General features: G+C 31.2%; 21 protein-coding genes. 15 read left to right on the forward strand and 6 right to left on the reverse strand.

Going from position 1 to position 25,916, the window contains the following annotated elements; all coding sequences use genetic code 11:
• The first annotated feature begins 25 nt into the window (after positions 1-25).
• Together KTF99_RS12560 and KTF99_RS12565 are read left to right on the forward strand one after the other, a co-directional pair.
• Complete coding sequence (locus KTF99_RS12560) at positions 26-202, forward strand: hypothetical protein (RefSeq protein ID WP_003539438.1); 177 nt, start codon at positions 26-28, stop codon at positions 200-202.
• 334 nt (positions 203-536) lie between these two features.
• Positions 537-710, forward strand: a complete 174-nt coding sequence (locus tag KTF99_RS12565; RefSeq protein ID WP_003539439.1) for a hypothetical protein — start codon at positions 537-539, stop codon at positions 708-710.
• Positions 711-737: 27 nt separating this feature from the next.
• Here the strand turns inward: KTF99_RS12565 and KTF99_RS12570 are convergent, their stop codons facing one another.
• Positions 738-1,904, reverse strand: a complete 1,167-nt coding sequence (locus KTF99_RS12570; RefSeq protein WP_029482284.1) for an O-antigen ligase family protein — start codon at positions 1,902-1,904, stop codon at positions 738-740.
• Positions 1,905-1,968: 64 nt separating this feature from the next.
• Here KTF99_RS12570 and KTF99_RS12575 point away from each other — a divergent pair, with 64 nt between their 5' ends.
• The gene (locus KTF99_RS12575) at positions 1,969-2,904 is read left to right on the forward strand and encodes a TRM11 family SAM-dependent methyltransferase (RefSeq protein ID WP_003539443.1); all 936 of its coding nucleotides are present in this window, start codon (positions 1,969-1,971) and stop codon (positions 2,902-2,904) included.
• Between the two features lie 22 nt (positions 2,905-2,926).
• On the opposite strand, the gene KTF99_RS12580 is transcribed toward KTF99_RS12575, so the two are convergent.
• The gene (locus tag KTF99_RS12580; RefSeq protein WP_008792665.1) at positions 2,927-4,510 is read right to left on the reverse strand and encodes a putative polysaccharide biosynthesis protein; all 1,584 of its coding nucleotides are present in this window, start codon (positions 4,508-4,510) and stop codon (positions 2,927-2,929) included.
• Positions 4,511-4,754: 244 nt separating this feature from the next.
• Between KTF99_RS12580 and KTF99_RS12585 the strand changes: the two genes are divergently transcribed.
• The 9 genes from KTF99_RS12585 (at position 4,755) to KTF99_RS12625 (ending at position 18,053) form a co-directional block, all read left to right on the forward strand.
• Complete coding sequence (locus KTF99_RS12585) at positions 4,755-5,582, forward strand: MerR family transcriptional regulator (RefSeq protein ID WP_003539447.1); 828 nt, start codon at positions 4,755-4,757, stop codon at positions 5,580-5,582.
• An 86-nt stretch (positions 5,583-5,668) separates the two neighbouring features.
• The gene (locus KTF99_RS12590; RefSeq protein WP_022007627.1) at positions 5,669-7,387 is read left to right on the forward strand and encodes an ABC transporter ATP-binding protein; all 1,719 of its coding nucleotides are present in this window, start codon (positions 5,669-5,671) and stop codon (positions 7,385-7,387) included.
• Positions 7,380-9,116: an ABC transporter ATP-binding protein gene (locus KTF99_RS12595; protein WP_022007628.1), complete on the forward strand. Its 1,737-nt coding sequence runs from the start codon at positions 7,380-7,382 to the stop codon at positions 9,114-9,116. Before KTF99_RS12590 ends, KTF99_RS12595 begins: the two co-directional genes overlap by 8 nt.
• A gap of 357 nt (positions 9,117-9,473) precedes the next feature.
• Entirely contained in the window at positions 9,474-12,107 is a 2,634-nt protein-coding gene (locus KTF99_RS12600; RefSeq protein WP_020994454.1) for a PRD domain-containing protein, read from the forward strand.
• Positions 12,108-12,126: 19 nt separating this feature from the next.
• Positions 12,127-12,435 carry a PTS lactose/cellobiose transporter subunit IIA gene (locus KTF99_RS12605; RefSeq protein ID WP_003539455.1) on the forward strand — a complete coding sequence of 103 codons (309 nt, stop codon included), beginning with the start codon at positions 12,127-12,129 and terminating at the stop codon, positions 12,433-12,435.
• Between the two features lie 21 nt (positions 12,436-12,456).
• Positions 12,457-14,103: a lactose-specific PTS transporter subunit EIIC gene (locus KTF99_RS12610; protein WP_003539457.1), complete on the forward strand. Its 1,647-nt coding sequence runs from the start codon at positions 12,457-12,459 to the stop codon at positions 14,101-14,103.
• A 2-nt stretch (positions 14,104-14,105) separates the two neighbouring features.
• Complete coding sequence (gene lacG / locus KTF99_RS12615) at positions 14,106-15,518, forward strand: 6-phospho-beta-galactosidase (protein ID WP_029482289.1); 1,413 nt, start codon at positions 14,106-14,108, stop codon at positions 15,516-15,518.
• Entirely contained in the window at positions 15,508-16,170 is a 663-nt protein-coding gene (locus KTF99_RS12620) for an HAD family hydrolase (RefSeq protein ID WP_003539461.1), read from the forward strand. The genes lacG and KTF99_RS12620 overlap by 11 nt, the downstream gene beginning before the upstream one ends.
• Positions 16,171-16,343: 173 nt before the next feature.
• On the forward strand, positions 16,344-18,053 hold the full coding sequence (locus KTF99_RS12625; RefSeq protein ID WP_003539465.1) for a carbon starvation CstA family protein: 1,710 nt from the start codon (positions 16,344-16,346) through the stop codon (positions 18,051-18,053).
• Positions 18,054-18,088: 35 nt separating this feature from the next.
• On the opposite strand, the gene KTF99_RS12630 is transcribed toward KTF99_RS12625, so the two are convergent.
• The 4 genes from KTF99_RS12630 to KTF99_RS12645 form a co-directional block, all read right to left on the reverse strand.
• Positions 18,089-19,975, reverse strand: coding sequence for an alpha/beta hydrolase family esterase (locus tag KTF99_RS12630; protein WP_029482291.1), 1,887 nt, complete (start codon positions 19,973-19,975; stop codon positions 18,089-18,091).
• Between the two features lie 133 nt (positions 19,976-20,108).
• A complete protein-coding gene (locus KTF99_RS12635; protein ID WP_029482293.1) occupies positions 20,109-20,903 on the reverse strand; it encodes a MurR/RpiR family transcriptional regulator in 795 nt (264 codons plus the stop codon).
• A gap of 503 nt (positions 20,904-21,406) precedes the next feature.
• Positions 21,407-21,880 carry a phosphatase PAP2 family protein gene (locus KTF99_RS12640; RefSeq protein WP_003539479.1) on the reverse strand — a complete coding sequence of 158 codons (474 nt, stop codon included), beginning with the start codon at positions 21,878-21,880 and terminating at the stop codon, positions 21,407-21,409.
• Between the two features lie 9 nt (positions 21,881-21,889).
• Positions 21,890-22,114, reverse strand: a complete 225-nt coding sequence (locus KTF99_RS12645; RefSeq protein WP_003539481.1) for a Smr/MutS family protein — start codon at positions 22,112-22,114, stop codon at positions 21,890-21,892.
• A 117-nt stretch (positions 22,115-22,231) separates the two neighbouring features.
• Here KTF99_RS12645 and ychF point away from each other — a divergent pair, with 117 nt between their 5' ends.
• The 3 genes from ychF to KTF99_RS12660 all read left to right on the forward strand — a co-directional run bounded on the left by ychF (position 22,232) and on the right by KTF99_RS12660 (position 25,878).
• Positions 22,232-23,332 (forward strand): redox-regulated ATPase YchF, encoded by a 1,101-nt coding sequence (ychF, locus tag KTF99_RS12650; RefSeq protein ID WP_003539483.1) that lies wholly within the window; start codon positions 22,232-22,234, stop codon positions 23,330-23,332.
• Positions 23,332-24,135: a class B sortase gene (srtB, locus tag KTF99_RS12655; RefSeq protein WP_003539485.1), complete on the forward strand. Its 804-nt coding sequence runs from the start codon at positions 23,332-23,334 to the stop codon at positions 24,133-24,135. Before ychF ends, srtB begins: the two co-directional genes overlap by 1 nt.
• Before the next feature lie 246 nt (positions 24,136-24,381).
• Positions 24,382-25,878, forward strand: coding sequence for an LCP family protein (locus KTF99_RS12660; protein WP_009008897.1), 1,497 nt, complete (start codon positions 24,382-24,384; stop codon positions 25,876-25,878).
• The last annotated feature ends 38 nt before the right edge of the window (positions 25,879-25,916 follow it).

A 25,916-nucleotide genomic window follows, 5' to 3' on the forward strand; every position in this document is an offset into this window, starting at 1 on the left:
AAATGAGGTTAAAGAGGTGACAGAAATGAAAAAGAGATTAGGGTTAGGTTTGGGAATGTTTTTAATAACAATTTTATCTAATTTGTCAGGAGTTATGGCTTATAGTGGTAATAGTAATTTACCGGGAAGTGCAATAATTATTGTTTTTGTACCGGTAATGTTAGGAATTATCTATTTAGCTAGTAAGGGTGAGGTTAAATAACTAAAACTTTACATAGAATTAAAGCAGGGATGATATAATTTTAAATGAGAATATTAGATAATTTAGCTATGGTATAGATGGATTGGTTATAAAATAATGCTAAGTCCTTTATGCACACTATAAAATTTTGATTAAAAGACTAATCATATCTTATACCTGCTCTATTTGAATAACTTTCCCTATGTATATGAAAGATGAGGCAACAGCCTCATTTTTCATATTTCATAAATTCCAAAATTTAACATTTTGTTAACAAATTGATGATATTATTAGTCTACAAAATAAGTATTATAAAGATAAGGATAAACATATATTTAGTAAGGAGGCGGTTTTAATGAACAAATTAGCTTTAGTTGCGATAAGTTTATTTGTAGTTGTAGAAATTCTAGTTGGAGATTGCGTAGTCCAGGGAATTCCTCTTTGGGTAGTTGGTTTAATTGGTTTTAGCCTAATTTGGATGGGAATAATTTGTGTAAAAGAAAAAGTCCAAATCAAAGACTGGTATTAAAAAAAGGAAATTATGATTTCCTTTTTTTTATTTATGTTTAAACATTTCAAATGATGAAGCAATTAATAAAAATAGCATACCTGTGTGTACCCAGAAAATTGTATAATCAAGAACACCATGTAATAGAATAACTGCAATGCATGAAATTACAAGGGCGACATAACGGAGATTTAGCTTTTCTTGATAGACCTTAAATAATCTTTTACAATTATCAAACATATAAGGAACAAGAGTAGCAACGCCAACGACACCAAATGATAAAATCGGATCAAGATAGACGCTGTGAGCATGTTGAGTGACATGACCACCATACTGTTTAAAAATCATCATATATGTCATTGGGCCTTGACCAAAGAGCGGATGGGCTTTGATTCCTTCAATTGCAGCATGCCAGATCTTTGTTCTTACAGTAAAGTTATCAACTAGTTTTTCAATTCTTGGGAACTGTTCAGGATTAAAGATAAAATAAATACCACCAATGATACAAAGTAGCCCAATTAAACTGCAAATCCGGTAATTTTTATTGATGATCAAGAATACTAACATTGCTCCAGCGGTTGCAACAAAAGCGGTACGACATCCAGTCATATATAATAAAAAGAAATTAAGGCAGGCAACGATAAAATAATAAAGCTGTTTTTTGACATTTTTAGTACCAAATATTTTATATCCAATCATCATGATGGTAAATTCAATCATCATGGCATAGTAATTAGCATTGAAGAAAACAGAATTAAGACGATTTTCACGTCTGCTAAATACTTTTAAAGTAAAATGATCATAACCTAAACGATCGAGAATTTGAATTTGTTCAAATAGTCCATAAATGGTCCATAGAATCGATAATGCAATTAACATATCTAAAATAAATTCAAAAGTATCTTCATTGATATATTGTCGATAATATAACATTAGTGAAACAAAGATAAAGATAAGTGCGACACATCCTACACCAATCCAATTTTGATAAATTAAAGAAATAGCTAATGTTAAAAGCATAAAAATTATTAAATATTTAGATTTTGGGGTACTTTTAAACGCATTTATAATTTTTTTAGTGTACAATAGGTATAATGTTTCAAGTAATAAAAAAGGTACACAAATATAAAATGGGGTAGATAAACTAAGGGCGGTAGCAATAATCATTAATTGTTCCTTAGTAAAACGTTCTTTTAATGAATTGATAAATTTCATAATAGACCTCCAAGTACTGTTACTATAGCATAAATATAAAATAGACACAAACAAAGGAGATATAATGAAAAAGTATTTATATGTTTTTAACTATCCCCCAGAAGATAAAGAATTATGTGCTTTAGAATTTAGAACATTATTTAAAGATGAATTTAAGAGTAAATATTATTTATCAAATAAAGATTATAGTGTTGATAAAAGTGTTTTTGTAAAAGCAAAGCTCGATCTTTGGGGAATAGATGCTGATTTTAATAAACTAATCGAAAAAGTGGCTGCGCTGCATAAAGATTACCAGAATTTTAAAGTAATATATTTAAAAAATGAAGTTACTCATGTTGACTATCAAGAAAGTTTACTTAGGTGTAAAGATATTTCTTGGGGTATTGCAGGAAGTGTTAATATGTCTAGACCGCAACATACTATCGCGATTACAAAATTAGAAGATCAATGGCTTTGCGGTTATTATCATCATGGTGTTCCGTCTTGGCAAAAACACGATGATAAACCTAATACTTTTTCTAATTCTTTAGATATTCGGTTAGCTCGAACTTTAGTTAATTTAGCAGCTGGAGATAATGATCAGGTAACGATCGTTGATCCTTGTTGTGGTATGGGGACAGTTGTTCTAGAAGGACTCGCTTTAGATTTAGATATTGAAGGATTCGATATTTCCAGGGAAATATCTTGGCAAGCACGTAAAAATTTAAAGTATTATGGTTATGATGAGTATTTGATTAATAAGGTGAGTATTCATGACTTACAAAAACATTATGATGTTGCAATCATGGATATCCCATATAATTTATATACTCCAATAACTTACGAAGAACAGTGTAGAATGATTCAGTCCTCGCGAAGAATTTGTGACAAAATGATTATGGTAACTTTTGAGGAAATGAGTAAAGAAATAAATCAAGCTGGCTTTTTGATCATTGACGGCTGCTTACGTAAAAAGACAGAATATGTTAAATTTGGACGCTATATTTATATTTGTATTTAATAAAAGCAACATTTAGTTGCTTTTATTTATGTTTTATGATTTTTTGAAGATAAGGTATTTGTGATAATTCTTCAACATTATCTTTATATAGAAAAAGCAATGTTCCAAAATATATAATGACTCCAATAACGATTGCAATAAATAGAGTGATAATCAAACGATCAATAACTTTAATTAAACCATAGTAGCATAGCGCGACTGTAAATGCCATAATTGCTGAACTAATCAATGGGTAGATGAAGGTGTGTAATTTCTCTTGATAATAAGTAGTAATATGTTTTAAAGCTCTTTGATTTGCGAAACAAAGCTGTAAACCATAAAGACAGTTACCGATCAATAGAGAATAAATATTTAAATTCGTTGCAAGTAAAAGAAATAGAGTAATAAAACAATGGATAATTAACGCATATATAGCATTTTTTAAAGGAATAGATGAATATCCTAAAGCTTGCAATAATCCATTGGTATAGGTAGAAAGACCATAGAAAACAATTGCTGGACTCCCAAATGTTAAAAGGGTGCTGGCTAGAACAACCGTTTCTTTTTGCGGAAAAATTGCTTGAATAATCGGAACTGCAAGAATACTCATTCCAACGGCACTGGGAATAAGGATCAACATGATGACTTTTGTTCCTTGAGCAATTTGTTTTTTAACTTCAGCAGTATCTTTAAATAGCCATGCTGATGAAATATTGGGAATTGAAGCTGTTGACATTGCTGAGGCAAGAGCTACAGGAACGTTTTGTAAAATAATATACTCACCCCCATAAGCCCCAAAGGCACTGATGGATTTGGCACCATCACCACAAACTAGATAAAACATATACATATCAATAGTTGAGATAAGGTTGTAAACGCAAGTAGCCAAAATTATTGGAGTAACAATATTTGAAATCATTTTAAAGATATCTTTAAACGAATCTGTATGGGGATCGGCTGCTTCGATATTTGGAGGATTTAAATAACTTTGTTTAGTTCTTTTGAACATGAACAACATATAACATAAGCTGATTAGAACTCCGGCGCCAGTGCCTAAGGCACTACCAGTTGCCCCGTGACTAGCAACTAGACTTTGATTATTAAGGTATGGTTGAATAAATAGATAAGCAGCTCCAATTGAAACACAGGCATTAAATACTTGTTCGATTATTTGTGAAATTCCAGTAAAGGCAGTAGTTTTAAAGGCTTGAAAATAACCCCTAAAAATCCCCAATAGTCCAGAAAGAAAGATCGTTGGACAAAGAATTCGCAAAGCTGAAACAGCTTTATCAGGAACAATATAGGGTGCAATTACAAATGCGATAATTGCTGCTCCTCCACCAACTGCAACAATATAAATAAATGAGCAAAGAAGAATCTTTTTAACATTATTATATTGATTAACGGCCAGTTTTTCAGATAACAACTTAGAAATAGCAGTTGGAATACTGTAAGAAGAAACTAAAAGAATTAGTGCATATACATTATAAGCAGTAGAATAGTAACCCATTCCTTGTGAACCAATCAGTTTAGTTAATGGACTTCGATATAACAGACCAATAATTCTTACTAATATTCCAGCAGCAGCTAAAAAAGCAGCCTGTTTAAAAATTGAATTCTTTTTCATAAAATAAACTCCTTATGGATAATAATGTCATATTATATTAACCATACCATTTATTGAAGGATAAATGTATGAAAATTTTAATTATTAATAAGATTCTTGTTTTAATTATTTTATTTTATCATAAAAAGATAATTAGTTCTTTATTGTCGGTAGTTTAAATAAAAAAGATAAAATATGTTAGAATAGGGTGATTAGAAAATTAATTTTATATTTGCTTGACTCTCCGGTAAGGGGAGCTTATACGATGTTTATGGAAGGTGATAAGATGTTTTCGATTGGTGAGTTTTCAAAAATGGCTAAAACGACTGTAAAGACTTTGCGACATTATGATGAGATTGGATTGCTGGCGCCGGCATATGTAGATACTTATAGTAAATATCGTTTTTATACGAGTAATCAATTAGTAATAATTCATCAAATTCAGTCATTAAGACAAATAGGTTTATCATTAGATGAAATACAGATGATTATTAATGGTGTTGATGGTGTTGCAATTCTAGAAAGTCGGAAAAAAGCAATAAAAGAAAGCATTAGTGAAGCAGAAGATCAACTTTCACGCATTGAGTTTATTTTATCTGGCAAAGAGGAGGATACATTTATGAATTATCAAGCAAGTATTAAAGAATTACCAGCATGTACCGTATATTCGAAAAGAATGGTAGTCCCTGGGTATGACAGTTATTTTGAATTGATTCCTGCAATAGGTCAAAAAGTGATGAATAAGTACCCGGACTTAAAATGTACAGTTCCAGAATATTGTTTTATTATTTATCGAGATGGTGAATATAAAGAAAAAGATATTGATATTGAATTTTGTGAGGCGGTTGATCAAGTAAAGGTAGATTTTGATGATATCAAGTTTAAAAAGATGCCGGCGGTTAAAGCAGTATCTATAATGCATAAAGGTGATTATGCGGGATTACCTAAAGCATATGCGTATGCTTTTAAATGGATTGAAGAAAATGGATATCAGGTACTTGATAATCCCCGTGAGAGCTATATTGATGGAATCTGGAATAAAGAAAGTAAGGATGAATGGCTAACAGAATTACAAATACCGGTGACTAAATAGCGGATTGGGAATTAGATTAAATTCTAATTCCTTTTATTTTTGTGGAAAGATAGGGTATAATAAATCCAGATTTGGGGGGTTAGACAATGAAATTATTAAAATATGTTAAAGAGTATCGATTTCCCGCGATAATTGGATTTGTTTTCAAAATTGCCGAAGCAGCCTTAGAATTAATGGTTCCATTGGTAATGGCTGATATTATTGATGTAGGAATTAAAAACAATGATCAAAATTATATTTTAGTAAGGGGGTTATTTTTGGTAGGATTAGCGGTGGCTGGTTATTTATTTGCGTTAGTATGTCAATATTATGCATCACTTACATCACAAAGTGTTGGAACAAAATTGCGTGAAGATATGTATCATCAAATTAATCGTTATGATCATCATAATTTGGATAAATTAAGTGCGCCTACCTTAGTAACTAGATTGATTAATGATGTTGTACAAATTCAATTGGCAGTAGCAATGACGATCCGGTTAACTTCACGGGCACCGTTTATTATGATTGGTTCCTTGTTTTTAGCGTTTTTGATTAGCGGGCCGCTGGCTTCTATTTTTGTAGTTGGGGCTATCGTTTTAGCAATTGTTATGTTGATGATTACAATAATTTCAATGCCGTATTTTAATAATGTTCAAAAAAAGCTTGATAAAATTAGTTTGATCGTTCGTGAAAACTTAAATGGAATTAGAGTAATTCGAGCATTTGCTTCACAAGATAAAGAAATTAATAAGTTTAAAACAGAAACTCGGCAACAAAAAGATATCCAAGTAAAAGTAGGGAGAATTCAAGCATTATTAAATCCATTTACATATCTGATTGTTAATGTGGCTATTGTTTTAATAGTTTATTTTGGTGGAACTGAAGTAAATGTTGGGGGATTATCGCAAGGGGAAGTTATTGCTCTAGTTAATTATATGAATTCTATTTTATTAGCCTTGATTGTTTTTGCTAATGTGTTATCGATCTACAATAAAGCAGGTGCTAGTTATACAAGGATTTTTGAGGTTTTGGAAACAGAACCGGCAGTAGTTAATGATGGACAAATACAAATATATCGAGAAAGTGAAGATTGTATTGAATTTAGACATGTTAGCTTTGCTTATGAACAAAAAAATGTTTTAAATGATTTGAATTTTACGATAAAACGTGGTCAAACAATTGGAATTATTGGTGGAACAGGAGCTGGAAAAACTTCTTTAGTAAATTTAATTGGGCGTTTTTATGATGTTAGCAGTGGCGAGATTTTAATTAATGGAGAAGCGATTAAAAATTATGATCTTCATGCTTTACGTTCTTTTATTGGATTTGTACCACAATATGCAGCTCTTATTTCAGGAACGATTAGAGAAAATTTACAGTTAGGAAATCAAACAGCCAATGATCAACAATTGCTCAAGGCCTTGGAAATTGCTCAGGGAAAGGAAATGCTCGAAGATAAAGCGGCTGGATTAGATACAGTAATTGAACAAGGCGGAAAGAATTTATCTGGGGGTCAAAAACAACGTTTAACGATTGCCAGAGCATTAGTTAAACAGCCGGAAATCTTAATTCTTGATGATAGTTCAAGTGCACTTGATTATGCAACTGATTTTAAATTGAGACAAGCATTGAAACAACTTAATATGACAAAAATTATTGTCTCACAACGAACAGCTTCAATTGAACAGGCAGATAAGATAATGGTTTTATATCATGGTGACTTGGTTGGCTTTGATAGTCATGAACAGTTAATGAAAGATTGTAAGATCTATCAAGAAATCTATGCTTCACAACATAGTAAGGATGGTGACGATCATGAATAGTAAGACGATAAAGCGGTTATTGACATATTGTCGACCATATCGTGTGATTTTAGGTTTAATATTTATCTTATCTTTTATTAGTGTCTGTTTGACATTAATTACGCCAATCTTATTTGGACAAGCAATCGATCTATTAATAGGAATAGGACTGGTTGATTTTAGTCGTTTGTTTTGGCAGCTTCTAGTGATTGTAGGAGTTGTGCTTGCGGGAGCATTAGTCCAATGGATCTTGGGGCAATTAACTAATAAGATTACTTATAATATAACGAACGATCTTCGTGATCGCGTCTTTGAAAAGATTCATTTATTACCATTAAAATATATTGATAGTACGCCACATGGTGATATTATTGGTCGAGTAATTAATGATATTGATTTGATTGCAGCGGGTTTATTGCAAAGTTTTACTAGTTTATTTACTGGTGTTGCAACGATTGTTGGAACAATTATTATAATGTGTTTGATTAATTTATCAATTGCAATCGTAGTGATTGTTTTAACCCCGTTATCATTACTAGTCGCTTCACTAATCGTTAAAAGGACCCATATCTATTTTAAAGAACAGCTTGAACTTCGAGGTGAAATGAATGGCTATATTGAAGAAATGATAGGGAATCAACGAATCATTAAAGCCTTTAATTATGAACAAATGAATGAAGAACGTTTTAAAGAAGTAAACCAACGAATGCATGTAAGTGGTGTAAAGTCACAATTTTATGGAGCTTTGATCAATCCGACGACAAGGATTGTTAATAGTCTGGTGTATGGTGCGGTTGGAGTATTTGGTGCAATTAGCGTGTTAAATGGTAGCTTTACGGTTGGTTTATTATCTAGCTTTTTAACTTATGCAAACCAATATACCAAACCTTTTAATGAAATTTCGTCAGTAATGACAGAAATGCAAACAGCTTTAGCAGCTAGTCAGAGAGTATTTAATTTATTAGACGAACCTGTTGAAAAACCAGTCAGTAATCCTCAAAACGTTGAAATAATGGAAGGTAATGTTTCTTTAAAAAATGTATACTTTAGCTATGACCCTAAAGTATCATTAATAGAAAATCTTAGTTTAGAGGCATTACCAGGTCAAACAATTGCAATTGTTGGTAAAACTGGTTGTGGAAAAACAACTCTAATTAATTTATTAATGCGCTTTTATGATCAAAATAGTGGAAGTATTATGGTTGATAATGTTAATACATTAGATATGGAGCGAGATTATTTACGTCGTATGTACGGAATGGTATTGCAAGAGTCATGGATATTTAAAGGAACTATTAAAGAAAATATAGCTTATGGAAAAAGCGATGCTACAGATGAACAGATTATTGCTGCTGCTAAAAAAGCCCGGGTTCATAAATTTATTATGAAACAACCTGAAGGTTATGATACTATGATTGATGAAGATGGAGGAAATATTTCTCAAGGGCAAAAGCAATTGATTTGTATTGCCCGAATTATGTTAACAAAACCTCCAATGCTGATTCTTGATGAAGCAACAAGCTCAATTGATACACGTACAGAATTACAAATCCAGGAAGCTTTCGAAACGATGATGAAAGGTCGAACGACATTTATTGTGGCTCATCGTTTATCGACGATCAAAAATGCCGATATGATCTTAGTAATGGATAAAGGACATATTCTTGAACAGGGAACGCATCAAGAATTGTTAGAGAAACAAGGTTATTATTATAATCTTCATAATAGCCAATTTAATTTAGCTAAGTGATAGATATTTAATAAAAAAGATACAATAAGCTAAAATGATTATAAACTATAAAGGTAAAGATAACTGCTGGAGGTAAACTTTAGCAGTTTTTATTATTTTAAAGGAAATTATTCAAAAAGTATTTTGTGTATAAAAGAAGAAATAGGGACATAAATATTTTATACACTAAAATAAAAATATATGATTATTATAGTTTAGTGTATAATTGAACTTGTAAAAATTAAAAGAAAGCGTATACACTACTTATAAAATATGCTCTAGTGTATTAAAAAATGATGATTTATCAAGTTTGCGAGAAATAATTGATTATTTTATAGTTGTAATTGGCTAGAGCAAGTAGTGTCAAAGGAGTTAGCTATGAAATCAAACAAAGTAAAAGTATTTGAGTTCATTAAAGAATATTCAATTACTCAAAGTACAGATGAATATCCTAAATTGACAACTCAGTATCTATCCGAAAAATTAGACATGCAAAGAACTAATCTAAGCAGTATTTTGAATCAATTGGTTAAAGAAGGAAAAATTACTAAAACAACTACACGTCCAGTACTGTATCAATTAGCAAATTTCCAATTGACTAATCAAAAAGACTTTGAGAATTTAATTGGTTATAACCAAAGTTTGAATGAAGCAGTGATGCTAGCAAAAGCTGCCATTCTTTATCCTCAAGGAAGTCCTCATATTCTCTTAACTGCAGAAAGTGGAAGTGGGGTTAAATATTTTGCTAAAAACGTTTATGACTTTGCAGTTAAATCTAAAGTATTAAAAAATAATGCACCATTTACAGTTTTCGACTGTAAAACATTCATTGAAAATCCGACGATTATTAATGAAATGCTTTATGGTGATGAAGTGAATACTGGACTAGTACATCAGACTAATCAAGGCATGCTGTTGATTAAACATGTTGAACTTTTATCAGGGTATCAAAGAACAATGTTATTTTCAATCATTACAAGTAATAAGATGCCCTCTAATCAATATGTAGAATTACCGCGTAATTATAAATGTATCATGCTTTGTGCAATAGCCAGTGATGCCAGTAAGGATCTTTATGATCTCTATCGTAATAAAATGGATTTTGTTATTGAACTTTTGCCATTAAGTCAAAGACCCTTAAAAGAACGATTTGCTCTTTTAGAATTGTTTTTAAAACAAGAAGCCAGAAAACTTGATCGGGTTCTAGAAGTAAGCACTAATATATTACACTCCTTATTATTATATGAAGTGAAGGACAATATCCGTGGTTTAAAAAATGATATTCATACAGGAGTAGCAAATTGTTATGTAAGAGAACATGATGTTCATCATCACCATATTGAGTTATTGTTATCAGATTTTCCTAATTATGTTCGCAAAGGAATGATTTACTATAAAACATTTAAAGAAGAAATTGATGAGATTATTCCTGGAGATTGTAAATTTGCATTTACTAAAAATGAGGTATTAAAAAATAGAGCAAAGGAAAATAATGCTAATATTTATCGAACGATTGATGTTCGTAAAAAAGAGTTAAAAAAACAAAGTGTTAGTGAGGAACAAATTAATACTTTAGTTTCATTACAGCTTCATCAAGATTTTCAAGAATATTTAAATGAATTGAGTAATCGTGTAAGTGATAAAGAGCAATTAAGTAAAATTGTTTCAATGAAATTAATTAGTTTAGTTGAACGTTTCATTACTCGTGTAAGCAGTGAACTAGCAATAAATTATCAAGAAAATATTCTTTATGGGTTATGTCTGCATATTAATGCTTCACTAATTAAAGTAAGCAGTAAACAGCGTCTTGCAAATGAAGAAATTAAGCGGATGATTGATCTTTATCCTAAACATTATCATCTTGCTAAAGAATTCGTTCATGAAATTGAAGAAGAATTTAGGGTAAAGATGAATATTGATGAAATAATCTTTACAATGCTGTTTATTTTAAATGAGAGTAAGCCTGTAACTAATAAACATGTTGTTACTTTGATTGCGATGCATGGTGACAGTTCGGCTAGTTCGATTGTTAACGTTGTTAACGCTTTAGCAATGCATAACAATACTTATGCCTATGATTTGCCTTTAGATAAAAGCATGGATGATGCCTATGAAGATTTGAAAGAGCAAATTATAAAGATTGATCAAGGTAAAGGGATTATTCTTATTTATGACATGGGTTCAATTCGAACTATGGCTGAATCAATTGCTTTTGAAACAAAAATAGAAATTAAATATTTAGAAATGCCAGTTACTTTAATTGGTGTCACTAGCAGTAATAAAGCCAGTAATAATGATTCAGTTGATGAAATTTATGAATATCTTCAAACAAAGTTTAAAGATATAAAATATTTTAGAAAACAAAGTGATAAGAAGATCTTAGTAATAATTTCAAAAGAGCAGTCAGAAGTTACAAGGTTAAAGAGTTATTTAAATGAACATTTTGATTTAAGTAATGTTACTGTTCATGTAATTGAAAATAGTGAAGCTAATCATCTATACAATGAAATCAATATTATTGCTAATGAAGGAAAAATTATCGGAATTATTGGTAATAATAGACCAAATTTAGCTCAATATCCTTTTGCTGAAGTGAGATGGCTAGAACAAAAGAATGCTAAAACTTTAGAAGAGATATTCATTGAGGAAGATGAAGCACGTGATGATATTAATGAAATATTTGAATATTTAAAGGATCAGTTCAATGAGGTAGATGTTGATGGAATAAAAGATTATCTATTGGATTTTACTAAGAGTTTAGAAGTTACACTAGATGCAACTTTAGATGAGGATCAGCAAATCGGTTTAATAGTACACTTGGTTTGTTTGATTGATCGAATCAGTAGACATCAAGCACCGATTGTTAATTTTATTGCATCAAACATAATTTTAAATCATGGAATGTTAGTTAGTAAGGTCAAGGAACTTTTAGTTCCTTTAGAGATGGCTTTAAATATATCAATCAGTGACGCTGAAATTGCAACGATTATTTCAATCGTTAAAAAGAGATAAATAGAAAGAAGGATTAAATATGACTAAAGAAGAAGCAACAATGGTTGCCTTTGAAATCGTAGCTTACTCAGGGGATGCTCGTTCAAAATTATTAATGGCTGTAGAGAAAGCTAAAGCAGGTGACTTAGTGACTGCTGATAGATTAGTAGCAGAAGCTAATGAATGTTTAGTAGATGCTCATAAAGCTCAAACAGATTTATTGCAACAAGAAGCTCGAGGGGATAATGTTGAGGTTGGTTTTATCATGGTTCATGGTCAAGATCATCTGATGACAACATTATTATTAAAGGATATTGTTGGGACTTTAATGGATGTATATAAAAAATAAAAATTTAACGGGGGATCGTATATGAATAAATTAGTTTCAAATATAGAGAAATTAAAACCTTTCTTTGAAAAAGTTTCACGTAACCGCTATTTACGAGCGATTCGTGATGGTTTCATTTCGGCCATGCCGATTGTATTATTTTCAAGTATTTTTATGTTACTTGCATATGTACCAAATATCTTTGGTTTTTACTGGTCTAAAGAAATAGAAGCAATGATCTTAAAACCATATAATTATTCAATGGGGATTTTAGCTCTTGTTGTTGCAGGTACTACGGCTAAGAATTTAGCAGATAATTTTAATCGTGATATGCCGGTTAATCGTCAAATCAATAATATTTCTGCGTTAATGGCAGCAATTGTTGGTTTCTTGATTGTTGGGGTCGATTCGATCGAAGGCGGGTTTGCAAATGGCTATATGGGGTCAAAAGGGTTATTAACAGCCTTTTTAGTTGCCTTTGTCGTTTGTAATGTTTATCGTTTTTGTGTAAAACGAAATGTAACTATTAAAATGCCAGATGCAGTACCACCAAATATTTCTCAAACCTTTGCTGATGTTATACCGTTTGCGGTTTCAGCAATCATCTTTACTATTTTTGATATTATTTTTAGGAATGTAACTGGAATATGTTTTGCTCAAGGTGTAATTGAATTTTTTCAACCACTATTTACTGCAGCAGATGGGTATATCGGGTTGGCTATTATTTATGGGGCAATGTCATTATTCTGGTTTGTGGGAATTCAAGGTCCATCAATCGTGGAACCGGCAGTTTCGGCAATCTATTATGTAAATATAGCAAATAATTTAGATTTATTCCAAGCGGGACAACATGCTAATAATATATTAACACCAGGAGTTCAACAATTTGTTGCAACAATTGGTGGGACTGGTGCAACTCTTGTAATTACATTGATGTTTGCATTTATGTCAAAATCAAAAGAATTAAAAGCAATTGGCCGTGCTAGTTCGATTCCGGTAATCTTTGGGGTTAATGAACCAATTTTATTTGGGGCACCGCTTATCTTAAATCCAATTTTCTTTATTCCATTTATTTTCGCTCCGATTTTAAATGTTTGGTTATTTAAAGCTTTTGTAGATTTCTTAGGCATGAATAGTTTTATGTATGTATTACCTTGGACAACACCAGGACCAATTGGGATTGTTTTAGGATGCGGTTTAGGTTTATTAACAATTCTTTTTGCTGCAGTTATTCTACTAGTTGATTTTGCTATTTATTATCCATTTTTTAAAGTTTATGATAATGAAAAGTGTGAAGAAGAAAAGAATAAGAACTTAGATGCAGTTGAAAAAGAAGAAGAAATGATTGAAGTAGATGGAAATACTTTAAAATCAAAACGAATCTTGGTTTTATGTGCTGGTGGTGGAACAAGTGGTTTATTAGCAAATGCTTTAGCTAAAGGCGCTAAAGAACAAAATATTCCATTGATTACAGCTGCCGGTTCTTATGGAGCACATATGGATATTATGAAAGATTATGATTTAGTTGTATTGGCACCACAAGTAGCTAATTATTATGAAGATTTGAAAAAAGATACAGATCGTTTAGGAATTAAATGTGTTGCTTGTGAAGGTAAACAATATATCAATCTAACAAGAGATCCTGATGGGGCCTTGAAATTTGTGTTTAAAATTATGGAGGGAGAATAAAAATGAAATTTCCTGATAATTTTGTATTTGGTGGTGCTACAGCTGCTTACCAATGTGAAGGAAGTACTTTGAAATATGGAAAAGGTAAAGTTGCCTGGGATGATTATTTAAAAAAAGAAGGACGTTTTTCTGGTGATCCGGCGAGTGATTTTTATCATCAATATCCGATAGATTTAAAATTATGCCGTGATTATGGAATCAAAGGGATTAGAATCTCGATTGCCTGGTCAAGAATTTTTCCTAATGGTGTTGGTCAAATTAATCAAGAAGGGGTAGATTTTTATCATCGTGTTTTTCAAGAATGTAAAAAGCAGGGTGTTGAACCATATGTTACATTACATCATTTTGATACTCCTGATGCTTTGCATAAAATTGGTGATTTTTTAAATCATGAAATCATCGATCAATATACTAATTATGCAGAATTTTGTTTTCAAGAATATCATGATGAAGTAAAATATTGGTTCACCTTTAATGAAGTATGGCCAATTGCAGTAAATCAATACATTGTAGGAAGTTTTCCACCAGCAATTAAATATGATATTCCTAAAGCAGTTTATTCAATGCATCATATGATGGTTGCCCATGCGAAAGCAGTATTGGCATTTAAAGAGGGAAAATATCCAGGCCAAATTGGAATTATTCACTCTTTAGAAACAAAATATCCTTATAATGATAATGAAGCTGATTATCAGGCAACAAAAAATGAAGATGTATTAGCTAACCAGTTTGTTTTAGATGCAACTTTCTTAGGTGAATACACTGATGAAACTCTTACGATAATTAAACGATTAGTCGCTTTAAATAATGGAACTTTTAGAGTTGATCTAGAAGATTTGGAAATCATGAAAAAAGCTGCTAAGTTAAATGATTATCTAGGAATTAATTATTATCAAAGCCACTTTATTCAAGCTTACGATGGTGAGAATGATATCTTCCATAATGGAACGGGGGATAAAGGTACTTCACGTTTTAGACTGAAGGGTGTTGGTGAACGGATGTTTAAGGAAGGAATCGAAAGAACTGACTGGGACTGGTTGATTTATCCTCAAGGACTTTATGATATGATCATGCGAATTAAAAATCAATATCCTAACTATAAAGCAATTTATATCACAGAAAATGGAATGGGATATAAGGATGAATTTGTTGGAGGTAAGATCGATGATACTCCAAGGATTGATTATATTAGAAAGCACTTATTATGGATTTTAAAAGCAATTGATGATGGTGCGGATGTTAAAGGATATTTTGTTTGGTCGTTAATGGATGTATTTTCTTGGTCTAATGGTTATAATAAGCGTTATGGACTATTCTATGTTGATTATGACAGTCAAATTAGATACCCAAAAAAATCAGCTAGCTGGTTCAAGCAAATTAGTGAAACAAAGGAGTTAGATAAGATTGAATTATAAAGCAATTATCTTTGATTTTAATGGAACATTATTCTTTGACAATGATAAACATGTTTTAGCTTGGGGAAAAATCTCCAAGCTGATTCGTGGTAGGGGGATCAGTGACGAGGAGTTGCATGAGCAGTTTAATGGAACACCGAATGCTAAAAATATTCAGTATATGATGAATAATCAAGCAACGAGTGAAGAGCTTAAAAAATATTCATTATTAAAAGAAGAATATTATCGTGAATTTTGTAAGCAAGATAAAGCATCTTTTCATTTGGTAGATGGAGCAGTAGCTTTTTTTGATAAATTAAAAGAACTGGGAATTCCTTTTACGATTGCTAGTGCTTCAATTAAAGAAAATATTGATTTTTTTGTTGAATCATTTAATCTGGATAAGTGGATTGACCCTGAAATGATTATCTATGATGATGGTTCCTATTCAAATAAAGTTAATATGTTTAAAGATGCAGCACAAAAATTAAAACATAATGTTAAAGATATTTTAGTGTTTGAAGATTCTTTTTCAGGAATTGCGAATGCATATAAAGCGGGAATTGAAAAAATCGTAGTAATCTGTCCTCAGGAAAAAGAAAGTGAGTATCGGGATTTACCTGGCGTTATCATGACGATACAAGACTTCAGTGATTTTAATAAATTAATCTAGGATTGGCTATAAAAGTCAATCTTTTTGTTTTTTAAACAATTATATGTATATTTATTATCTAAAATCCTAAAAATAATTAAAATAAAAAAATTATTATCTTGACAAACAATAATCATAAGAGTATTCTATATAAAACATTGTATAGGTATATACATTAAAGGGGGAAATAAAAAATGAATGGATTATTATTACTGGCGCTTTCGATGGTTGCATTGGCAGCAGCTTATGTAATTTATGGTCGCTATTTGGAGAAAACTTGGGGAATCGACCCTAAGGCTAAGACACCAGCGGTTGCTAATGAAGATGGGGTTGATTTTGTTCCTAGTAGCAAATGGGAAGTATTTGCACATCAGTTTTCATCAATCGCTGGAGCAGGACCTGTAACGGGACCGGTTATGGCATTGATGTTTGGTTGGGTACCTACAGTTTTATGGATTATTGTTGGGGGGATTTTCTTTGGTGCTGTCCAAGATTTTGGAGCACTTTATGCATCAGTAAAATCAAACGGTAAATCAATGGGTGGTATCATTGAAGAATATATTGGTAAAACTGGGAAGAAATTATTTTTCTTGTTTTGCTGGTTATTTACACTTTTGGTAATTGCTGCTTTTGCTGATATGGTAGCAGGAACATTTAATGGTTTTTCAGCTGTTGATGGTTCTAAATTACAGCCAAATGCTGCAGCTGCATCAATTTCAATGTTGTATATCGTTGTAGCGATTGCTTTTGGTTTCTTTTTAAAGAAACGGCATGTAAGTGGCAAAGTGCAAGCAATGCTAGGAATTGGCTTAATTGTTTTGATGTTAATTGGAGGGATTGCTTTTCCAATTTATTTCAGTAAAACAACTTGGCTATATGTCGTCTTTGTCTATATTTTCTTTGCTTCTGTTACACCAATGTGGTTATTGAAACAACCTCGTGATTATTTAACTACGTTTTTATTTGTTGGAATGATCGTGGCTGCAGTAGTCGGCGTACTATTCTATAACCCAACTATTTCACTACCAGCATTTACTGGTTTTACAAGTGAGACAGGCAGCTACATGTTCCCAACTTTGTTTATCACGATTGCTTGTGGAGCTGTTTCTGGTTTTCATTCACTGGTTTCATCAGAAACAAGTAGTAAACAAATCAAAAATGAAAAAGATATGTTACAAGTTGGTTATGGTTCAATGTTATTGGAATCACTATTAGCAATCTTAGTTGTTGTCGTAGTTGGTTCTTTAACTCAATTAGTTAGTGACGGTGTTTTAACTGATCAGCTAGCTTCATTAGTTACTGCTGAAGGAGCTACTCCATTTACTAAATTCTCAGTAGGGGTAACGGCTTTTGTTTCTAAACTAGGATTACCTCAAGAATGGGGAATTTGCATTATGACAATGTTCGTTTCAGCATTAGCTCTTACATCATTGGATGCTGTTGCAAGAATTGGACGTTTATCATTCCAAGAATTATTTGAAGTAGAAAATTCTCAAGAAGCTTCAGGGTTGAATAAAATTCTTACAAATAAGTATTTTGCAACATTAATTACCTTGTTCTTTGGTTATTTATTATCATTAGGTGGTTACAATAATATCTGGCCGTTATTCGGTTCAGCAAATCAATTGTTAGCAGCTATGGTATTGATTTCATTATCTGTTTTCCTAAAGGTGACTGGTCGAAAAGGATTTATGTTATACATTCCAATGTGTACAATGCTGGTAGTAACTTTAAGTTCACTTGGTCTTTCTGTATATAACATCGTAAATGCATGGATGACAACAGGAACTTTTGATTTCTTGACATCAGGACTACAATTGATTTTTGCAATTTTATTAATTGCTTTGGGAGTATTAGTTGCTTTCTTTGATTTTAGAAAATTATTTAAGACAAAAAAAGTGTAAAAAACATTGAGTAATTTAATTACTCAATGTTTTTATTATGCTATTTTCTTTTTAAAATAGATAAAAGTAGTTATCGTAATAACAGATAGAATACCTAGATATTCAAATTCAACTTCATCTCCTGTTTTTACAGAAGTTGTCAAATCATCTTTTTTATCAATAACTGTTGTAGTATTGCTACCATTGTTGACAAAAATCAGTTCACCAGTTAGTAGATCACGTTGGTAGTTTTTAAAGAAATTCCAAATATATTGGGCTTCTGGTTTATAGTTCCAGTGAGCATGATCTTTAATTGCAGCAAGTTCCATTACTACACCGTTATTGTTAGACAAAGTTCCTGTATACATGTCTTTTTCACCAAGTTTTGTCCATTGCTGATTATCCAATTTAATGCCATAATAAGGGTTTAAATCCATATTCATATCCGTCACGGTTAAGTCATTGATTTTTTGATATGCTTGTAGGGCACTATATATATGTGTATTACTGTCTTCAGCCCAAATACTAAAACCATATAATTGTGAAGTACCGTATTGACTTGAACCATCAACAGGAATCATTTGAAAGAAATCATGATCACCACAAATATATAATAAAGGTGTTTCATGTCCTTTATAATCATTGGTTAATTCAGTGATTGCTTCACTATAAAGATTGACACCAGAAACAGCCCCAACCCCTGCAAAAGTTTCACTATTCTTGACCCCTAATAATAATGACTCGGCACCGCCTGCTGATAAGCCGGTAACGTATACTCGTGATCTGTCGATTTGTGGATATTTAATTTTCAAATCATCAATTAAGTTAATAATTCCTTCATCCCCTAAACCATCGCATTTTGAAAAATTGACACTAGCATCCTGCCATTCTGGGGATACAACGATAAAGTTCTCTTTTGCAGCTAATTCAATCCAACCAGAAGAATCGGCTTGAACCCGAGGATCATTACCGTTTCCATGAAGCGTAAGAACTAAAGGAACTGAATCTTTCTTAGTATCAATTACTTGATTAGGTAAATATTCAAACCAAGTGTATTTTCCAGGCATATTTGAGACAGTTTGATTAATCTCTTGATTATGAATGATTCCAAGGCGATCAAAAATTGGCGTTTCAATTAGTTTATACGGTTGCTCAGCATTAGCTAAATTTGTATCAGTAACAGGCATATTATAGAACTCGGTTGTTTCATTATGCTGACGATAGTTTTTAGAAAAAACTGTTTCCCAGGCATTATCGAATGCATTTTTTAATGTTTCATCTGTTTTTGAATTTACCACGATTTGTAATGGATTTGTAGAATTTTGATAGATCGTGTAGTTGTTAAATGATTGAGATTGGTCAGTTTGATTAGCTTGTTTGTAATAACTAACAGCTGATGTTGCTGTTGAACTTAAATATGCTGGTATAGGAACGTTATAAGTTAAATCGCTATTCATTGTACCGCCATATACCATCATTCCAGCAATAAAGTAACAATTTTGACTAATATAATTATTGACGAAAGTGGCACCCTCATCAATTCCGATCACTTTAATGTTGCTGACACCAGTGCCGGCTAATTTTTTGAAGGCTGTGACATCATCATTGTTATATTGCGTTGATATAGGATTAATAATATATACTTTCCCTGCCCATTCATGAACATTATCGAGAAGACCAATTTCTTCAATTAATTTATCAGCGCTAGTAAGATCTTGTTTTCCCGCAAAAATGTAATAAATAGGTGTTAAGATATTACTACGTTTTGAGGTGTAGCCATCTGCTTCACTATCATATTCGTAGTAAGTATAATTATTGATTGTGTCACTAGTTACTTCAGTTAAAATGTTTTCATTTGCATATAATTGATTAACTGAAATTGGAGCTGCTAACATTAATAGTGACAATGTTAGTGCTAATAATGCTTTTGTTATTTTTTTCATTGTTCCACCCCTGATTTTATATTTATAACTTTTAAGTTACATTAAAATTATACAAGCGCTTACAATAATAAAACATAATTATCTTTGAACGATCAATTCAAAATAAAACTAGTTTATTCAAAAACTGAATGAACTAGTCGATGTAACGAATATACATATTTCTAAAGATTGGAATAAAATAAGTAAGCTGGATATAACCGCTAATTTCATCATTACGCTGATTGCCAAATTTATAGATATAATCAAACTTTGCTTCATCAGTATGCTGTGTAATACAGGTAAGAAGAATTTTAGGGTTATTAAGACTGAGTAAGATATCTCTAATTTCCTTAGTTGAAGGAGCATTGTACCATTGACCACTGGTACTGATACAAATAATTAGGGTATCTTCTTTCAAAGACCTAAGATTTTCTGCCATAATAATGGGATCGTTATAACTATAAGCATTGATACCATATTGAACCATTTCTAATTGAACTAGATAAATATTAGCCAATGAAAATTCAGAACCAATAAAAAGAACCTGTTTATAATTATTGATTATTTTAACTAATCTTTCAAGTGCTGTCATATCAAGCTTATCAATATCATTAAAAGCATTTTGTAATGATTGTTTTACATCATTTTTAATTTCTTCGTTATTTTTACTAATAATCACTTTTTTATTATTAAAAGCATTAAGTCGCAGCATTTGTTGTCCAGCAATGAAATCCCAACGATACTCATTGATATTTTTATAACCCTGATTTTTTATAAACCGGCTAACCGAAGCTTGAGACAAGTAATTGTCACCGGCTAGTTTTTCAAGACTGATTTCATTGATTTTATCACGATTAGTAAAGATTGCTTTAGCAACCTGAGTATTAGTTGCATTATTAGTAGTTTTATTAAGATATTGAATTAAACCATGAATACCTTCTCTTTTCATTTTTATCACCAATAAAAGTATAGCATAAAAATGAAATATTTAATTGTTTTTGAATAAACATTATTAACTAGGTAATATTTTGGGTCAATAATTATTTTGAATCAACTTGATTATTACCAGTTCACAAGAGATAGTAATTTCAAAAGAAGAGTTTTTAATGGTCTGTTAAAATTATTTCAAGTGTTGATGGAAGCCCATCATCACGTTCGACGAGGAGCTTATAGTTAGATTAATGTATTTAGAGAGCTTTTGATATAATTGTTTGATAAGAGCATCATTTGAGCTATCATAAATCATATAGAACAGATATTTATAGTTCAATTCATTTTTAAACAATTCAAATAAATGACGTTTTTAATCAATTTCTTTTATCCATGATTTATTATTTATATAAACGAGAACTTGTTTGGTTAAAATAGATTGATTTAACGGATTATCTAAATTAGTATCAACAGGTAATTGAAATAGCATAGGCACCATCTTTTATATATATGCATATACGCTTAGAGGAAACTGATGATTAAAGCAATGATTACGGCACTTAGAACATCACTGATATAATGAACACCACTTAAGATTCGTGAACAGCTAACGACAAATGCTAGAATTAACATGATCGTCCCAAGCAGTGAATTTACCTGAAGACAAGCTAATGCAATTGCAAAAGCACTGACCGTATGTCGTGAAGGGAAAGATTCACCTTGCTTATGTTCTATTAAAGGATCAATAGCCATAGCTTCATAAGGGCGTTTACGATTAATTACTTTGCGCAAAAGTGTTACAATTAAAAATGAAGCAAGTGGCTTATAAAGTGTTTTAGCTAATAATGTATTTTGAGTATAAAGTAAATAAACGAGCAAAATTGAATAAACAATAAAAGTAATAATAGGGATATAGCGGGTAAAGCCCATAATGATTTTTTGCAGCAAGGGATGTTTACGAATATTAGATAACATTGTTTGATAAAATTTTTCCATAAAAACTCCTTATTTTAATTGAATGATCGTTTCGCCTGCATTCATTGTTAAGATGCGCCGACCAGCACGTTTATGTTTATATTGCTTCCGAATAAATTGTTGTAGTATTTTACTTGAATAGCCGTGAACTACAGTAATTTCTTTCGTATTGGGGGATAATGAATTTAGATAGTTATCCAGCCGGATTTTAGCTTCAATCGTAGTACAGCCGTGAATATCGATTTGATTAAACATAATAGTCTCCTTAAATTAAAGTTTAGTTAATTATACTAGATACTTTAAAATTAAACAAACTTGCAATTTACCTGGATATTAAGTAGAATATAAGAGCATATGAATGGAGTGATATAAATGGCACTGACAGCCGGAATTGTAGGATTGCCAAATGTTGGGAAGTCAACATTGTTTAATGCAATAACAAATGCCCAAGTTGAGGCAGCAAACTATCCGTTTGCAACAATCGACCCTAATGTTGGGGTTGTAGAAGTACCTGATTATCGTTTAGATAAGTTAACAGAATTAGTTGAACCTAAAAAAACTGTTCCAACTACTTTCGGTTTTACTGATATTGCTGGTCTTGTTAAAGGGGCGAGTCGTGGTGAGGGTTTAGGAAATAAATTTTTAGGGAATATTCGTGAAACTGATGCAATTTGTGAAGTTGTTCGCTGTTTTAGAGATAAGGATGTAACTCATGTTGATGGCGATGTCGATCCTATTAGAGATATTGAAACAATTAATTTAGAGTTGATTTTTGCTGATTTAGATACTGTAGAAAAAAGAATTGGACGAATTGGTAAAAAAGCACAATCAGGAGACAAAGAAGCGAAGTTAGAAGTCGCTATTTTAGAAAAATTAAAAAGTACGCTAGAAGCCAATAAACCAGCTCGAGTGATCGAGTTTAGTAAAGAAGAAATGGATGTTGTTAAACAATATACTTTATTAACAATGAAACCAATCATTTATGTGGCAAATCTAGGTGAAGAAGACTTAGAAGATCCAACTACTAATCCACATTATAATAAAGTCGTTGAATTTGCAGCTGGTGAAGGGGCTGATGTTGTCCCTATTTGTGCAAAAATTGAAAGTGAATTAGTTGGAATGGATAAAGAAGAAAAAGATTTATTTTTACAAGATTTAGGAATTGAAGAAAGCGGTCTTGATAAATTGATCAAAGAAGCCTATAAACTATTAGGACTTCGTACATACTTTACTGCCGGGGTACAAGAAGTACGAGCTTGGACTTTTAAAGAAGGTATGACAGCCCCAGAAATGGCGGGAATTATTCATAGTGATTTCCAGAGAGGTTTTATTAAAGCAGAAACATATAGTTTTGATGATTTAGTCGAATATGGCAGTGAACATGCTTTAAAAGAAGCTGGTAAGATTCGTCAGGAAGGAAAACAATATGTTGGTCAAGATGGTGACATCATGTTGTTTAAATTTAATGTCTAATGGCAAAAACAAAAAAGAGTTTTATTGAGAGAATAAAACCGACTGGAGCTAAAGATTTAATTAGAAAAATTATTTTATTAGTTTGTATTTGTGTATTTTGTTATAGTGCGTATAATCTAGCCTCAATTTTTCTTGAATATAAGAGCATGGATGATAGTAATAAAGAAGTAGAAGAAACATATGTTACTGAAAATACAGAACAAAAAAATTCATATAAGACAATTGATTTTGAAGCCTTATTAGCAAGAAATTCAGATGTTAAGGGATGGATCGATATTCCTGATACTAAAGTTAGTTATCCAATTGTTCAAGGAGAAACTAATGATACATATATTCATAGTGATATTGACAAAAAGGAATTTAGAGCCGGTTCAATTTTTATTGCAAGTGAAAATAAAAACCCTTTTACTGATTTAAATACTGTTATTTATGGTCATAATATGAAAAATGGTTCAATGTTTAATAACATTAAATCATATACAGAACAAGATTTTGCAGATAAACACCCGTATGTTTATATTTATTTACCAGATGGGACAGTAAGTCGTTATAAAGTAGTAGCAGCACATATTATTCCAGAAGAGAGTTTATTATATAATACTGGAATTACTGATATTCAAGCTTTTTATCAAGAGATGTTAAAAACTAGTGATATTAAGGTTGATTTTGAACAAGCTGCAGGTAATCCGGTAATTACTTTATCAACATGTACTTCAGCTGGTAGTGAAAGCGGAAAACGTAATGTTGTTCATGCAGTCTTGGATAGAGCAGGAATTGATCCTAAAACGGAAACAATGGATTAATTTAGACTTGTGGAAAATCACAAGTCTTTTTATATATAATTTTTGCAATATAAACTTTTATAGTAAATTAGTTATGAATGGTACTTGATAAGAAGTAGATAATTAACATATTTTTCTTTTTTATTACATAGATTTATAGATTATAATATCTATATACGTCCGAATCAAAGAAAAAAAGGGATTAATTTGACGAATAAAGTTATTTTATGTATGATAGGTAAAACTGTTATAGTTGGGAGCAAGAATATGAAAGAAAAAATACTCAAATTTATTACATCGAAGTTTTTTGTCTTAGGAATTCAATTATTAGCTACGATTGCAGTAGTCTACTTTACATTCAAACTGGATTTAGTGCCGACTAAGTATTTAATTGCTGGAATTGTGGTATTAGCGTTGTTATTAGCAGGATTCTTTGGAATTATTTATAGTAGTGAACAAAAAATCAAAAAAGGATTATCGAGTAAACGAGGAATAGTTACTAAAATTATTAGTTTATTGACAAGTATCATTTTGATTGCTGGCTGTACTTATATTTCAAGAGGGAATAATTTTATTGAAAATGTTTCTAATGCCACTGGACAAGAATATGTTGTTTCAGTGATTTCATTAAAGAATGGTAAAATTACTAAATTAAAAGATCTTGATAGTTCCAAAAAAATTGGAGTATCTTATGAAAAGGATACTGTTACGATTGCTGAAGCCTTAAAAGATCTTGATACCGAGATTGGTGATCATGAATATACTAAGTATGATAATTATGCTTCACTTGCAGATGCTCTTTATGAGGGAAAAGTAGATGCAATTGTTGTTGGTGAACAATATCGAACGATGCTGCAGACAAATCATGAAGAATTTAATGATGTTACTAAGGTTTTAAAATCATATGCTTATGATGCGAAAATGGAAGTAACGACTAAACAAACAGATGTTACTGAAAATGCTTTTTCAATTTATGTTACAGGAATTGATGTTTATGGAAGTTTAAAAACAGTATCACGTAGTGATGTAAATTTAATTGTTACGGTAAATCCCAAAACAAAACAAATTTTGATGACAAGTATACCTCGTGATTGTCAAATTAACTTGCATAAAAATGGAAAAATGGATAAATTAACACATACTGGTATATATGGAACAAGTGAAACAATTAATACAATTCAAGATTTATTGGAAATGAAAATTAATTATTTTGCACGTACTAATTTTAGTGGCATGACTAATATTGTTGATGCTTTAGGCGGAATTACAGTTAATTCAAGTGAGGCTTTTGAAACTTTGCATGGTAATTATCAAATCACTGAAGGTTTGAATGAGATGGATGGTGATAAAGCATTGTGTTTCGTTCGAGAAAGAAAAAGATTAAAACGTGGTGATTTTGCTCGTGGTGAAAATCAGCAAAAGGTTTTAAAGGCAATGCTTGATAAAGCTATGTCACCTAAGATTATTACTAATTTTAATAATATTTTAAGTGCAGTTGAAGGCTGCTTTGAAACAGATATGTCAGATAAAGAGATTAAGTCATTGATAAATATGCAATTAAATGATATGGCGGATTGGAAGATCATCAATGTTCAAATTGAAGGTGAGTATCAATTAATGGATGATACTTTTTCAATGAAAGGGACTAATAGTGATGTTATGATTCCTTTTGAATCACATATTGAAAGAGTACAAGAATTGATCAATAAAGTCGAAGAAGGTAAAGAAATTAAAGATAGTGAATTAAAAGGATTAACTCATTAAATAAGAGGAGCTCTTTCGAGCTCCTTTGTTGTTTTATT

Origin of the sequence: Erysipelatoclostridium sp. MSK.7.34, assembly GCF_019041935.1 — a bacterium.
GTDB lineage: Bacteria > Bacillota_I > Bacilli_A > Erysipelotrichales > Coprobacillaceae > Thomasclavelia > Thomasclavelia ramosa.